Below are 13487 nucleotides of genomic sequence, written 5' to 3' on the forward strand. Positions count from 1 at the left end.
CTGCGCGCCCCCGGCTCACCCCCCGGTCACTCCTCCTCGCTGCCCTCCCCCACCTCCCGCTCCAGCCTCTCGATGGCCGCCTTGATGCCGTTGCCGTACCCGTCGTCCTCCAGGGCGCCGACCGCGCCGCGGGCCCGGCGCAGGTGGCTGCGGGCCGCTTCGGGGCGGCCCAGCTTCAGGTAGTCCGCGGCGAGGTTGAGGTGCAGGGAGGGGTAGAAGCCGCGCACCGCGAGGGACTGGTGGTGTTCGTTCAACCGGGCGTCCGTGAGCTCGTCCGCCGCCGACAACGCCCGCAGGTCCCAGGCCAGTTCCGCCGAGGGGTCCTCCTGGGTGTCCGCCATGTAGTGCGCGAGGGTGCACCGGTGCAGCGGGTCGCCGTCCTCGCCGATCTCCCCCCACAGACGGAGGAAGCGGCCCTGTGCCTCCTCGCGGTCGCCGCCGTGATGCAACATGACCGCCTGCCCGATCCGCGTCATCATCGCGTCTTCCGCCGTCTGCTCCTGCTGCTCCGTCACCGGGTCCTCCGTGGTCGTGCGGCCATCGCCCCCATCCCTCACGACGCTAGCGGCCGCCACTGACAATCGCGCTCAGGCACGTTCGGCGGCGGCGGCGCTCACGCGTACCGCTGGGCCAGCCCGGTGACGCACCTGGCCGCTTCGGCGCGGAGCTCGGGCGGCCCGAGCACCTCCGCCTCCAGGCCGAGCCGGAGGATGTCGCTCACGGCCACCGGCAGCTCCTCCATAGCGAGGTCGACCTCCGTCCAGCCGTCCGCGTCGGCCTCGCCCGCGCCCTCCACGGCCCGCGCCCCCGCCGCACCGAACATCGCGGGCAGGAGCCTGAGCCCCGACGGAGAGACCTTCAGCCGCGCGGTGCTCCGCAGCACCCGTGCCTCCAGGCCACGCGAGGCCTCGTCCCAGTACGCCGCCAGATCGAACCCGGCGGGCCGCACGCAGGGCTCCTCCGCCACCGTCACCGTCAGGAACCGCGAGACCCGATACGTGCGTACGGTGTCGCCGGCCGACGCCACGAGGTACCAGTTGCCCGCCTTGAGCACCAGGCCCAAGGGGTGCAGTTCACGGTCGACTTCGCCGCCCCAGCGCCGGTAGCGCGCCCTCACCACCCGCTGGCGCCACACGGCTTCGGCGACCACGGCGAGCCGCGGCGCCGGTTCGGCCGTGCGGAACCACGCCGCCGCGTCGAGGTGGAAACGGTCCTGGATGCGCCGCGACCGCTCCCCGAGGCCCGTGGGCAGCGCGGCGGCCAACTTCAGCTGCGCGGTGGCCAGTTCCGCGCCGAGGCCGAGGTCGGCCGCGGCCCCCGGCATCCCGGCGAGGGCGAGGGAGTCGGCCTCGTCGTCGGTGAGGCCCGTCAGCCGGGTGCGGTAGCCGTCGAGCAGCCGGAAACCGCCCGCCGGGCCCCGCTCCGCGTAGACCGGCACCCCGGAGGCGGCGAGCGCCTCGGTGTCGCGGTAGACGGTCCTGACCGAGACCTCCAGCTCCGCGGCGAGTTCGGGCGCGGTCATGCACCCGCGGTTCTGGAGCAGCAGGAGGAGGGCGAGGAGACGGTCGGCGCGCATGGTCCCAAGTCTGCCCCGGTACCTGACAGAAGGTGTCAGGTACGGGCGACAGAGTCCTCCTCACGGCGACACACCGAGCACTTCCAGGAGGGCCCACATGACCGCGAACACCGCGAACACCGGAAACACCAGCAACACCGCCGGCACTTTCACCTTCGCCGGCTGGGACGAGCAGCCGGTCGCCGGCGTGGAGGGCGGCGCCCGCATCACGCACGCCGCCGTCATCAACGACTACGTTGGCACCATCGAGGCGGCCGGCACCGCGTGCGAGTACACCATCGCGTACACGAGCGGGACGACGGGCGCGTACGTCGGCTACGAGTTCATCGACGGCACGCTCGACGGGCGCAAGGGGTCGTTCGTCATCGAGCAGCGCGGTTCGTTCGTGCGCGACGGCATCGAGTGCGCCTTCACCGTGCTGCCCGGCTCCGGCACCGGTGAGCTGGCCGGGCTCACCGGGACCGGCACGTTCACCGCGCGGCACGGGGAGAAGTCCACCCCGTACGCCTTCGACTACACGCTCGGCGGCGCGGAATGAGTCAGCCGAGGTCCGGGATCCGCCAGTCGATCGGCTCGTGGCCCTGCGTCGCCACCGCTTCGTTGATCTGCGTGAAGGGGCGCGAGCCGAAGAACTTCTTGGCGGAGAGCGGCGAGGGGTGCGCGCCCTTCACGACGACGTGGCGCTCCTCGTCGATGAGGGGGAGCTTCTTCTGGGCGTAGTTCCCCCACAGCACGAAGACGGCGGGGTCGGGGCGCTCGGCCACCGCCCGGATCACCGCGTCGGTGAACTTCTCCCAGCCCTTGCCCTTGTGGGAGTTGGCCTCACCGGCGCGGACCGTGAGCACCGCGTTCAGGAGAAGGACGCCCTGCTCGGCCCACGGCATCAAGTAGCCGTTGTCGGGCACGGGGTGGCCGAGCTCCTCCCGCATCTCCTTGTAGATGTTCCGCAGGGAGGGCGGGGTCTTCACGCCGGGGCGCACGGAGAAGCACAGTCCGTGGCCCTGGCCCGCTCCGTGGTAGGGGTCCTGGCCGAGGACCAGGACCTTCACGCGCTCGTAGGGCGTGGCGTCGAGGGCGGCGAAGACCTCCTCGCGCGGGGGGTAGACGGGGCCCATCGCCCGCTCTTTCTCGACGAACTCGGTGAGCTCCTTGAAGTAGGGCTTCTGGAGCTCCTCGCCGAGGACTCCGCGCCAGGACGCGGGCAGCATGGCGATGTCGGTCACGTGAACAACCTCCGGTGTGCGGTCACTTCTCACAGAAGAACCTACCGGCGCCCACTGACAATCCGACCGGAGCCCCGTCTCCCCTGGCCTCCCCTGGCGTCCCCTCGTCCGACGCCCCTCGCCTACCAGCTCGTCTTGCGCTGGAGCTCCCACATCATCATGATCGCCGAGGGGTCGAGGGCACGCTCGCCGCCCGCGATCTCCTCGCTGGCCATGATGTACTGCTTGCCCTGCCAGAGCGGCAGCAGCCTGACGTCGTCGACGAGGATCTCCTGGGCCCGCTCGAAGTCGTCGATCACCGCGCCCCGGTCGGTCTCCCTGCGCTCGCGCGGCAGCACCTCGTCGGTGATCTCCTTGGACACGTACGGCGTGTTGAGCACGTTCTTCGGGCCGACGAACGGCGCGATGAAGTTGTCCGCGTCGGGGAAGTCCGGGAACCATCCGCGCCCGAAGACCGGGTACTCGCCCTTGCTGTAGCCGTCCTGGAACTCGGTCCACGGGCGGCTCTTGAGCGTGATGTCGAAGAGCCCGGACGCCTCCAGCTGCCGCTTGATCTCGGCGAACTCCAGCGCGGTGGCCGATCCGTAGCGGTCGGTGGTGTACCAGAGCGTGAGCGGGACGGGCGCGGTGATGCCGGCGTCGGTGAGTATCTTCCGGGCCTTGGCCGTGCTGGGGTTCCCGTAGTCGTCGAAGAACCCGGTGGCGTGGCCCGTGAGGCCCCTCGGCACCATCGAGTACAGCGGCTCGACGGTGTCCTTGTAGATCTTGTGGGCGATGGCGGCCCGGTCGACGAGTTGCGCGAAGGCCCGCCGGACCGGGAGCTTGCGCGCCCAGGGATCCTTGGTGTTGAACACCAGATAGCGGATCTCGGTGCCCGCGCCCTCGACGAGTTCGATGTCCTGCTCGCGCCGGCCCCTGTTCTGCATGGCGACGACGTCCTCGGCGGCCAGGCCGCGGAAGGTGACGTCGATCTCCTTCTTCTTGAGGGCGTCGACCATCGCCGACGACTTCTTGAAGTAGCGGATGGTGACGGCGTCGTTCTTGATGTCGGCCGCGCCCTTGTAGTTGCTGTTCTTGGCCAGCTCGGCCTTGACGTTGGGTGTGTAGGCCTCCAGGGTGTACGGCCCGGAGCCGGTGATCCGGTCGCCCGTGCGGAGCTTGTCCGCGGGGTAGTCCCCGGGGTCGACGATCGACATGGCGGGCGCCGACAGCACGAACGGGAACGTCGCGTCCGCCTTCTTGAGGCGGAAGACGACGGTCCGGTCCCCCTTGGTCGTGACCTTGTCGAGCGAGCCCAGCAGCCCCATGGGGCCGCCCTTCACCACACCCTTGGCCTCAAGGGCCCGCATCCGGTCGAAGGAGTACTTGACGGCCGCCGCGTCCAGTGTGTCGCCGTCGGAGAACTTCAGCCCTTCGCGCAGCTCACAGGTGAACACCTTGTTGGACGCGTCCGAGAACTCGCACGACTCGGCCGCGTCCGGTTCCGGCTCGGTGGCCCCCGAAGGGAAGCTGAGCAGGGTCTGGAAGACGTTGCGGTAGAGCTCCCACGAACTGTCCCAGGCCTTGGCCGGGTCCAGGGTGCTGGGCGCGCTCATCGTGCCGACGGTGATCCGCTGTTCCTCGTCCGGTCCCTCGGAGGACAGCATCCCGCAGCCCGCCAGCAGGGACATGGACGCGAGCGCCGCCACCGGACGCAGACCCCTCATACGCTTCGCAAGGGGAACTTCACTGAACACGCGCACGCTCCTCGATCGGCCATGCCATGGGGTCGGGAGACAATATCGCAGTGCCCCGTCGGGCCAACCCACGGCGCCGACAGGGCACTTGATGCGCGTGTACGTCGCTTTTCGCGGCGTACCCGATGGTTGTGCGGGCTACGTCAGCCGACGCCCGCATTGAGGAAGATGCCGCCATCGACCACGAGTGTCTGGCCGGTGATCCAGTCGGACTGGGCGGAGGTGAGGAAGGCGGCCGCGCCGCCGATGTCCTCGGGCACGCCGAGCCTGCCGAGCGGGTAGGAGGCGGCGGCCTCCGCCTCACGGCCCTCGTAGAGCGCCTGGGCGAACTTGGTCTTGACGACCGCGGGCGCGATGGAGTTCACGCGCACCTTCGGCGCGAACTCGTGTGCCAGCTGGAGGCTGAGGTTGACCATGGCGGCCTTGCTCATCCCGTACGCCCCGATGAAGGGCGAGGCGGAGACGCCGGCGACGGAGGCGATGTTGACGATCGCGCCGCCGTTCTCGCTCTGCCAGGCCTTCCAGGTCTGCTGGGCGAAGCCGAGCGCCGAGATGACGTTGGTCTCGTACACCTTGCGCGCCACGTTCAGGTCGAGCTCGGCCATCGGCCCGAAGACCGGGTTCGTACCGGCGTTGTTGATCAGGAAGTCGACCCTGCCGAACGCCTCCATCATGCGCGCGACGGCGGCCGCCTGGTGCACCTCGTCGTGCGCCTTGCCCGCGACGCCGATGACCCGGTCGGAGCCGAGCTTCTCGACGGCTTCCTTCAGGGCGTCCTCATTGCGTCCCGTGATGCAGACACGGTCGCCGCGGGCGACCAGGGCCTCGGCGATGCCGTAGCCGATGCCGCGGCTCGCGCCCGTGATGAGCGCGGCCTTTCCGCTGTCCTGCACTGCCCTGTCCTGCCCTGCCATGTCCTGCACCGCCCTGTCCTGCCCTGCGCTGTCCTGTGCTGCCATGGTCTTCGCCTTTCGGGTCACTCGCCTTCCGGGTCAGTTGAGCGGGCCGCCGGCGACGTACATGACCTGTCCGGAGACGAAGCCCGCCTCCTCACCCGTGAAGAAGGCGATGGCGTTGGCGATGTCCTCGGGGCGGCCGACGCGCTGCACCGGGATCTGAGTGGCGGCCGCGGCCTGGAACTCCTCGAAGTCCATGCCGACGCGGTCGGCCGTGGCCTTGGTCATCTCGGTGACGATGAAGCCGGGGGCGACGGAGTTGGCGGTGACGCCGAACTTGCCGAGCTCCTTGGCGAGGGTCTTCGTGAAGCCCTGGAGGCCGGCCTTGGCGGCGGCGTAGTTGACCTGGCCGCGGTTGCCCAGCGCGGAGGACGAGGAGAGGTTCACGATGCGGCCGAAGCCCGCGTCCACCATGTGCTTCTGGCAGGCCTTCGACATCAGGAACGCGCCGCGCAGGTGCACGTTCATGACCGTGTCCCAGTCGCCCGCGCTCATCTTGAAGAGGAGGTTGTCGCGCAGCACACCGGCGTTGTTGACGAGGATCGTCGGCGCGCCGAGCTCCGCGGCGATGCGGGCGACCGCGGCCTCGACCTGGGCCTCGTCGGAGACGTCGCAGCCGACCGCGAGCGCCTTGCCGCCGGCCGCGGTGATCCGCTCGACGGTGTCCTTGCAGGCGGCCTCGTCGAGGTCGATGACGGCCACGGCACGGCCCTCGGCGGCGAGCCGTACGGCGGTCGCCGCACCGATGCCTCGCGCTCCTCCGGTCACGACCGCGACGCGCTGCTCAGTGGTGGACATGCTGGTTCTCCTCGCCTTGGGATGCGGCTCTGCGTAGTGCGGCTCCACGGTACGCCCCGCTGGTGAGCGACCGCTTAGTACCTTCAGCTGGACGAGACGCTAGAAGCCCTGGCACCGGGTGTCAACGGCACACGGGCGAGCTGTGACGCGATACCTCACCCAGCGCTACCTCACCAACAGGTCGAGGAGGCGCTCCACCTCAGCCGCGGGATCCGCCGTCAGACCGGTGTGCACGGGGCCCGGCTGCACCACCGTGGAGCGCGGCGCGATGAGCCAGCGGAAGCGGCGCCCCGCGTCGTCCCGCTCGGCCTGGCCCGCGGCCTCGCCGCCCTCGCAGATCCGCTCGACGGCACCGAGCGCGGCCCGGATGCCGTCGATGTCGGCCGCGGGGTCGAGCGCCCGCAGCCTGCCCTCGTCGAGGTGGGTGCGGGCGGCGACGAAGGCCTTGGCGCGGCAGTAGACCACGACGCCCGCGTTGAACTGCTCGCCGCGCTCCACGCGCGGCACCACGCGCACCAGCGCGTACTCGAAGACGTCCCGGGCGTCCGGCTGCGTCACTGGGTGGCACCCTTCTTCGGCCGCGGCTCGCCGAGGGCGATCCGTTCGTGGATGGTCCCGGCGCGCGGCAGCAGCGCGGAGACGTAGGCACGGCGTACGTCGTCCGGGTCCGCGAAGCCCGGTTCGTCGAGCAGCCACGCGTCGGGCACCTCGGCGGTGACCTCGGTGAGCAGGTCCTCGGTGACGAGCGGGGCGAGTTCGGCGGCGGCCGACGCGACGTCGGGGCCGTAGGGGGCGAGGGCGTGGTCGGAGGCGTCGTACGGTTTGGCGGCCGCGGTCCGGGCGGTGCGCCAGTTGTGGTGCCAGATCATGCTGGCCCCGTGGTCGATCAGCCACAGGTCGCCGTGCCACAGGAGCAGGTTCGGGTTGCGCCAGGAGCGGTCCACGTTGTTGATCAGGGCGTCGAACCAGACGACGCGGCCCGCCTCGGCCGGGTCCACGTCGACGTGGGCGAGGGGGTCGAAGCCGAGCGCGCCGGTCAGGAAGTCCATGCCGAGGTTGAGGCCGCCGCTCGACTTCAGGAGTTCCTGCACCTCCTGGTCGGGTTCGCCGAGGCCGATCACGGGGTCCAGCAGGAGCTGGACGAGCCGCGGCACGCGCAGCCCCAGGCGGCGCGCCAGCTCCCCGCAGATCACCTCGGCCACGAGCGTCTTGCGGCCCTGTCCGGCGCCGGTGAACTTCATGACGTACGTCGCGAGGTCGTCGGCTTCGACGAGTCCCGGCAGCGAGCCCCCCTCACGCAGGGGCGTGATGTAGCGGGTCGCGGCGACCTCTTTCAGCATTTTCCCAGGCCATTCATCTATGCAACCTTGCGGACCGTGGTCCACCTTAGAGGGGCGCGGCGGGCGTCTCCACGCGCGTATCGGTGCCGACGCCGAGTGCTCCGGCCTGCGCACTCCCCTCACGCGTCGCCCCCCAACCGCCGCCCGACCCGTGCGGCGGTCTCACGCAGCCAGAGGTGCGCGGCGTCGTGCGTGTGCACCGGATGCCACCACATGGCCTCCCGCAGGGGCACCGCCTCGTACGGCGGCTCCAGGACGCGGACCGCGGCGAGCGGAGCCATGAGCCGGGCGAGCCGGGCCGGGATCAGGGCGATGCGCCGGGTGCCCGCCACGAGCAGCGGCAGCATCTGGAAACTGTCGACGGACACCTCCACCCGTGGTGTCACTCCGAGCATGCCGAGTTGGCGGACCGCCGGCGCGTCGTACGTGCGCTGGTAGGTCACCCAGGGCAGGCGGGCCAGGTCCTGGCGGGTCAGCCGGTCCTCGACGCCCGGGTGGTCCTCGGCGACCACGAGGACCCAGCGGTCCTCGTAGAGGTCGGTGGCGGGGAAGTCGCTGATGACGCCGTGCGGCATGAGCAGCCCGTCGACCGCGCTGAGCAGCGTCGCCGTGTCGTCGACCACGGTGGTCGGGGCCTGCGCGAAACGCAGGCGGATGCCGGGGGCCTCCTCGTGCACGACGCGCGCGAGTTCGGCGCCGAACACGGTGACGGCGTAGTCGGACGCCACCAGCGTGAACTCTCGGGTCTCCCGCGACGGGTCGAACTCGGCCTGGCTGGAGAAGAGGCGCTCCAGCACGTCGTAGGCGGTGGAGGTGCGGTCGAGCAGCACTTGGCCGAGAGCGGTCAGCTCGTAGTGGCCGCCGACGCGGGCGAGCAGGTCGTCGGCGAAGTGGCGGCGCAGCCGGGACAGAGCGGCGCTCATGGCGGGCTGGCTCAGCCCGACGCGCTGCCCGGCACGGGTGACGTTGCGTTCCTCCAGCAGGGCGCGCAGGGCGACGACGAGATTGAGGTCCAACCGGGCCAGATTCACGGGCTTCCCCTCGCTGCTTCGACGCCGACCAGGCGCCGACCAGGAGTAATCCATGTGATGGATGGCAGTCATCCACACAATCGATTTCCCTGATCGACGGGGCCGGGGCCAGATTAGTGCCACGCCGTCAGGAGGACGCGGATCAGGAGAACGCGGATCAGGAGGACATGCCAGTGGAACCCACCCCTGCCGTACCCCCGCACCCCCCGCGCCCCCGCTCTTCGCCGGCCCCTTTGCTCTCGCGACCCTCTCGGCCCCGGACGGGCCCGCGTTCCCGGCGCTGGTCACCCCCGACGAGCTCGTCATCGACCTGTGCAGGGCCTACGATGACGGCCAGTTGACGGTCCGTCGGATTCTGGAGGGCTGGACGGCGGTGCTGCCGCGTCTGCGGGCCCTGGCCGGCGACGGCTCGGCGGAGCGCAGGCCGTTGGCGGAGTTCCGGGTGCACGCGCCGGTCGAACCCCGCCAGGTGTTCCAGTCCGGTGCCAACTACCGTCGGCACGTCATCGATCTGCACGTCGCGCACAAGGTCCCGGGAGACGACCGCCCCGAGGAGGAGCGGCGGGCCGAGGCGGCACAGATCATGGACCGGCGGGCCGCCGAGGACCTGCCCTACATGTTCATCGGTCTGCCGAGCGCGATCACCGGTCCGTACGACGAGGTGGTGCTGCCCGCCCGGGCCGAAGAGCCGGACTGGGAACTGGAGTTGGCGGCAGTCATCGGGCGCACCGCCCACCGGGTGTCCGTGGGGCGGGCGCTGGAGTACGTCGCCGGGTACACGATCGCCAACGACCTCACCGACCGCGCGGGTGTCTTCCGCCGGGACATGCCGCAGATCGGCACGGACTGGCTGCGGAGCAAGAACGCGCCCGGCTTCACCCCGCTCGGTCCGTGGATCGTGCCCGCCGAGTCGATCGGCGATCCGGACGATCTGCGTCTGACGCTGAAGCTGAACGGCGAGACCATGCAGGACGAGTCCACCAAGGACATGATCTTCAGCGTGGCCCGCATGGTCGCGTACGCCTCACAGACCGCCCGGCTGCTCCCCGGTGACCTGGTGCTGACGGGCTCCCCGGCCGGCAACGGCCTGCACTGGGGGCGGCTCCTGCGTGACGGTGACGTCATGGACGGCGCCATCACCGGGCTCGGCGCGCAGCGCGTCCGCTGCGCGGCGGAGGTGGCGTCGTGACCGAGGAATCAAGGAGTTCTTTATGAGCCGCCCCCGTACGGTCCTTGTCAGCCGGCCCCGTACGGTCCTCAGGGCCGGCCCCGCACGGTCCTCGTCGTCGGTGGTGGCGCGGCCGGCAACGCCGTGACGATCCTGCTGCGCCGCGCCGGTCACGCGGTGGACCTGATCGAGGCCAAGGACGACTGGAACGCCACCGCCGGCTCCGGGATCACCCTCCAGGGCAACGCGCTGCGCGTGCTGCGCGGCCTCGGCGTGTGGGAGCGGGTGGCGGCGTCCGGCTACGGCTTCGGCTCGCTCGGCATCACCGCTCCCGACGGCACGGTGCTGCACGCGCAGGACGACCTGCGCACCGGCGGCGACGACCTGCCCGCCACCGTCGGCGTGCAGCGACCGCGACTCCAGCGGATCCTCATCGAGGCGGTGCGCGCGAGCGGCGCCTCGGTCCGTCTCGGCACCACCGCCGAGATCCTCGACCGGGACGCCGACGGTGTCCGCGTCCGGCTCTCCGACGGCTCCGAGGGCCGCTACGACCTGGTGATCGCCGCCGACGGTCTGGGTTCGGCCACCCGCGCGGCGATCGGCGTCACGGCCAGACCCGAACCCACCGGCATGGCCATCTGGCGCGTCGCCGCCCCGCGCCCGGCCGGCGTGACCCGCGCCGACGTCACCTACGGCGGCCCCGCCTACATCGCCGGCTACTGCCCCACCGGCGAGAGCACCCTGTACGCCTTCGTCGTCGAGGCCAAGCGCGACCGCGCCTCGATGCCGCCCGAGTCGTACGCGGCCCGGATGCGCCGACTGGCCTCGGCCTACGGCGGCTTCTGGCCCGGGATCACCGAGCACATCACCGACCCGGCGAAGGTCAACTACACCTGGTTCGACCGGCTGCTGGTCGAGGGCTCCTGGCACCGCGACCGCGTCGTCCTCATCGGTGACGCCGCCCACTGCTGCCCGCCCACCCTCGCCCAGGGCGCCGCCCTGTCCCTGGAGGACGCCTGGGTCCTCGCCCAGATGCTGACCGCCTCCGACACCTGGGACGACGCGCTGTTGCAGGCGTACTACGAGCGGCGGATCGCGCGCGTCCGGCCGGTCGTCGAGGCGTCCGTCCAGATCGGGCGGTGGCAGCTCGACGGCGTACGGGACGCCGACGTGCCCGGCCTCATGGCCCGCACCATGACCATGCTCCGGGAGCTGCCCTGACGAGACCTGCCCCTGCCGTACCAGGCCCATCGCGTGACCGGGCCACGCGCCGGGGCGGGAATTCTCCGAGCTTCGAGCCTCCCCTCTCCCCCGACCCCTTCTGGTCCGGCGCGGAGGAAACCGGCCCGCGCATCTTCCCGCACCCTTCGGCCGCACGCTTTGCCGCCCCCTTTCCCGCACCCTTCGGCCGCACGCTCGACCGACGTCCCGCCCTGAAAGGCCTGAAAGGACTGACTGACCTCATGCATCGCCTGCTCACCCACCTGCGGCACGTCGACCTGGCCGTGCCCGACTACGACAAGCAGCTCGACTTCTACTCCGGCGTCTGGGGCCTGACCACGGTCGCCGAGGACTCCGGCATTTCCTTCCTCGCCGCCGAGGGCTCCCCGGAGCAGTACGTCGTACGGCTGCGCAAGGCAGACGAGAAGCGCCTCGACCTCGTCTCGTACGGGGCCGCGGACCCGGCCGACGTCGACACGCTCGCCGAGGAACTCATCTCCCGGGGCGTGGAGTTGATCTGCCGGCCGGGCCGGATCGACACCCCCGGCGGCGGCTACGGCTTCCGCTTCTTCGATGTCGACGGCCGCACCATCGAGGTCTCCGCCGACGTCGCGGCCAGGCGGCACCGCAGGATCGAGGAGAGGGAGGCCATCCCGGTCAAGCTCTCCCACGTCGTCCTCAACTCCCCCGACCTGAACCGGACTCGGAGGTGGTACGAGACGCACCTCGGTTTCCGCCTGACCGACACCCTGGCGTCACCTCACATGGGCGAGGTCATCCACTTCATGCGGATCTCCAGCCGGCATCACTCCATGGCGATCGCGCGGGGACCGCACACCTCCCTGCACCACATCTCCTTCGAGATGCGCGGCATCGACGAGTACATGCGCGGCTCGGGCCGGGTGACCCGCGCCGGGTTCCGGAAGATCTGGGGCCCCGGACGCCACACGGCGGGCGACAACACCTTCACGTACTTCCTCGACCCGCACGGCAACACCGTGGAATACACGACGGAGTTGGAACTGCTCGACGAGGACACGTGGCATCCGCACGTCTACGACTTCTCGCAGCCCGAGGTAGCCGACCAGTGGGGCACCGCCAACCCCATGAACGAACTCGTCGCCAAGGAGTCCTTCAACGACCCCGACCCCGGCGTGTTCGTCGCCCCACCGGTCTGAGCCCGATGCGAGGAAGTCCGCGGGGCGTTTGAACACGGTGGCCCGCGGGGCCGTACCACCAGGCATGACGACTTCCGAAGAACCCTTCTCCGGGCCCCGCCGACGCACCGTCGTGGCCACGATCGGCGGCGCGGGGCTCGCCGCCGCCCTGACCGCGTGCGGCGGCGACAGTGACAACGGCAGCGGCAGCGGCAGTGGCGACGACTCCACCGCACCGGCGGGCGCTCAGGCCTCCGGTGGCGGCGACAAGGCCGCCGGGACCGTGCTCGCGAGGACGGCGGACATCCCCGTGGGCGGCGGCAAGATCTTCAAGGACGAGGGAGTGGTGGTCACCCAGCCCACCAAGGGTGACTTCAAGGCCTTCTCGAACCTCTGCACCCACAAGCGGTGTCCGGTGACGAGCGTGGAAGGGGGCACCATCAACTGCCCTTGCCACGGCAGCAAGTTCTCCATCGCCGACGGCAGCGTCGAGCAGAAGCCGGCGACCAGCCCGCTGCCGGCCGCCGAGATCTCTGTGGACGGTGACGCGATCACGCTGGCCTAGGAAGGTCTTCGACCCGTTGGCGGGCAGCGAGGGGCCGACGGCTCACTCCTGCGCCGTGGCGGGCCCGACGAGCAGCGCCACCAGCCGTTCCACCCGCTCCCTGGGGTCCGGGGCCCCTCCCCACCCGGTCATCAGGAGATGGTGGACGGTCCCGACGAGCGCGAGCGCGGCGGCCGCGGTGTCCGTGGCCGCCGCGAGCCGTCCACACCGCACCTCGGCATCCAGATAGGCGGCGACCGACTCCTCGACGGCCGCGAAGCCGGGCGCGCCGTCCGCCAGCGCCGTACGGATCCGCAGGGCCGCGTCCGCGCGCGTCATGGCGAGGCCCACGACGGTGGGGTCCAAGGAGTCCAGCAGAGCCAGCGCGACCGAGGTGAGGTTCTCCGGGACGGTCGATCGACCGGCACGGCCGGGGAGTTCGGCGGCCCGCCGCGCGGTGCGGGCGAAGCGGTCGAGGACCAACTCCGCGACGAACGCGTCCAGTCCCTCGAAATGCGTGTGCAGCACCCCCTTCGCGCAGCCCGCCTCACCGGTGACGGCCCTGCTCGTCAGGGCCGCGGGGCCCTCGCGCGCCAGTACGCGCTCGGCGGCGTCGAAGAGCCGCTCGCGAAGGTCCGGGATCGCAACTCCACGCGGTGCCATGCCTACCACTTCTCCTGATGAGGGATTGCCGGTTGCCAGTATGGGCGTACGCCCATACTGTTTGGGCGAGCGCC

Annotated in this window: 14 protein-coding genes and 1 pseudogene; 5 read left to right on the forward strand and 10 right to left on the reverse strand. The window is 71.0% G+C overall.

Features of this window, described 5'->3' with window-relative positions; genetic code table 11:
* Window positions 1-26: 26 nt before the first annotated feature.
* Both ACOBQB_RS15245 and ACOBQB_RS15250 read right to left on the reverse strand, forming a co-directional pair.
* Window positions 27-515, reverse strand: coding sequence for a hypothetical protein (locus tag ACOBQB_RS15245; protein ID WP_423592255.1), 489 nt, complete (start codon window positions 513-515; stop codon window positions 27-29).
* Between the two features lie 98 nt (window positions 516-613).
* A complete protein-coding gene (locus ACOBQB_RS15250; RefSeq protein WP_423592256.1) occupies window positions 614-1576 on the reverse strand; it encodes a helix-turn-helix transcriptional regulator in 963 nt (320 codons plus the stop codon).
* A 97-nt stretch (window positions 1577-1673) separates the two neighbouring features.
* Here ACOBQB_RS15250 and ACOBQB_RS15255 point away from each other — a divergent pair, with 97 nt between their 5' ends.
* The gene (locus tag ACOBQB_RS15255) at window positions 1674-2114 is read left to right on the forward strand and encodes a DUF3224 domain-containing protein (protein WP_423592258.1); all 441 of its coding nucleotides are present in this window, start codon (window positions 1674-1676) and stop codon (window positions 2112-2114) included.
* Window position 2115: 1 nt separating this feature from the next.
* On the opposite strand, the gene ACOBQB_RS15260 is transcribed toward ACOBQB_RS15255, so the two are convergent.
* The 7 genes from ACOBQB_RS15260 to ACOBQB_RS15290 all read right to left on the reverse strand — a co-directional run bounded on the left by ACOBQB_RS15260 (window position 2116) and on the right by ACOBQB_RS15290 (window position 8660).
* Window positions 2116-2799 carry a uracil-DNA glycosylase gene (locus ACOBQB_RS15260; RefSeq protein ID WP_423592259.1) on the reverse strand — a complete coding sequence of 228 codons (684 nt, stop codon included), beginning with the start codon at window positions 2797-2799 and terminating at the stop codon, window positions 2116-2118.
* 122 nt (window positions 2800-2921) lie between these two features.
* The gene (locus ACOBQB_RS15265) at window positions 2922-4505 is read right to left on the reverse strand and encodes an ABC transporter substrate-binding protein (RefSeq protein WP_423592260.1); all 1584 of its coding nucleotides are present in this window, start codon (window positions 4503-4505) and stop codon (window positions 2922-2924) included.
* A 173-nt stretch (window positions 4506-4678) separates the two neighbouring features.
* Complete coding sequence (locus tag ACOBQB_RS15270) at window positions 4679-5449, reverse strand: SDR family oxidoreductase (protein ID WP_423598488.1); 771 nt, start codon at window positions 5447-5449, stop codon at window positions 4679-4681.
* A gap of 78 nt (window positions 5450-5527) precedes the next feature.
* Complete coding sequence (gene fabG, locus ACOBQB_RS15275) at window positions 5528-6289, reverse strand: 3-oxoacyl-ACP reductase FabG (protein ID WP_423592262.1); 762 nt, start codon at window positions 6287-6289, stop codon at window positions 5528-5530.
* Window positions 6290-6454: 165 nt separating this feature from the next.
* A complete protein-coding gene (locus ACOBQB_RS15280; protein ID WP_423592264.1) occupies window positions 6455-6847 on the reverse strand; it encodes a DUF3037 domain-containing protein in 393 nt (130 codons plus the stop codon).
* Window positions 6844-7629, reverse strand: coding sequence for a HipA family kinase (locus tag ACOBQB_RS15285; protein ID WP_423592265.1), 786 nt, complete (start codon window positions 7627-7629; stop codon window positions 6844-6846). The genes ACOBQB_RS15280 and ACOBQB_RS15285 overlap by 4 nt, the downstream gene beginning before the upstream one ends.
* Before the next feature lie 119 nt (window positions 7630-7748).
* The gene (locus tag ACOBQB_RS15290; protein WP_423592267.1) at window positions 7749-8660 is read right to left on the reverse strand and encodes a LysR family transcriptional regulator; all 912 of its coding nucleotides are present in this window, start codon (window positions 8658-8660) and stop codon (window positions 7749-7751) included.
* Window positions 8661-8997: 337 nt separating this feature from the next.
* Here ACOBQB_RS15290 and ACOBQB_RS15295 point away from each other — a divergent pair, with 337 nt between their 5' ends.
* The 4 genes and pseudogenes from ACOBQB_RS15295 to ACOBQB_RS15310 all read left to right on the forward strand — a co-directional run bounded on the left by ACOBQB_RS15295 (window position 8998) and on the right by ACOBQB_RS15310 (window position 12771).
* The gene (locus ACOBQB_RS15295) at window positions 8998-9849 is read left to right on the forward strand and encodes a fumarylacetoacetate hydrolase family protein (protein ID WP_423592269.1); all 852 of its coding nucleotides are present in this window, start codon (window positions 8998-9000) and stop codon (window positions 9847-9849) included.
* 81 nt (window positions 9850-9930) lie between these two features.
* A pseudogene (locus ACOBQB_RS15300) lies at window positions 9931-11049 on the forward strand (FAD-dependent oxidoreductase); the annotation flags it as partial.
* Window positions 11050-11291: 242 nt separating this feature from the next.
* Window positions 11292-12227, forward strand: coding sequence for a VOC family protein (locus ACOBQB_RS15305; protein ID WP_423592271.1), 936 nt, complete (start codon window positions 11292-11294; stop codon window positions 12225-12227).
* Between the two features lie 64 nt (window positions 12228-12291).
* Window positions 12292-12771 carry a Rieske (2Fe-2S) protein gene (locus tag ACOBQB_RS15310; RefSeq protein ID WP_423592273.1) on the forward strand — a complete coding sequence of 160 codons (480 nt, stop codon included), beginning with the start codon at window positions 12292-12294 and terminating at the stop codon, window positions 12769-12771.
* A 42-nt stretch (window positions 12772-12813) separates the two neighbouring features.
* Here the strand turns inward: ACOBQB_RS15310 and ACOBQB_RS15315 are convergent, their stop codons facing one another.
* The gene (locus tag ACOBQB_RS15315; protein WP_423592275.1) at window positions 12814-13413 is read right to left on the reverse strand and encodes a TetR family transcriptional regulator; all 600 of its coding nucleotides are present in this window, start codon (window positions 13411-13413) and stop codon (window positions 12814-12816) included.
* Between the last annotated feature and the right edge of the window lie 74 nt (window positions 13414-13487).

The sequence above is a fragment of the Streptomyces sp. G5(2025) genome (assembly GCF_049542075.1).
Lineage (GTDB): Bacteria > Actinomycetota > Actinomycetes > Streptomycetales > Streptomycetaceae > Streptomyces.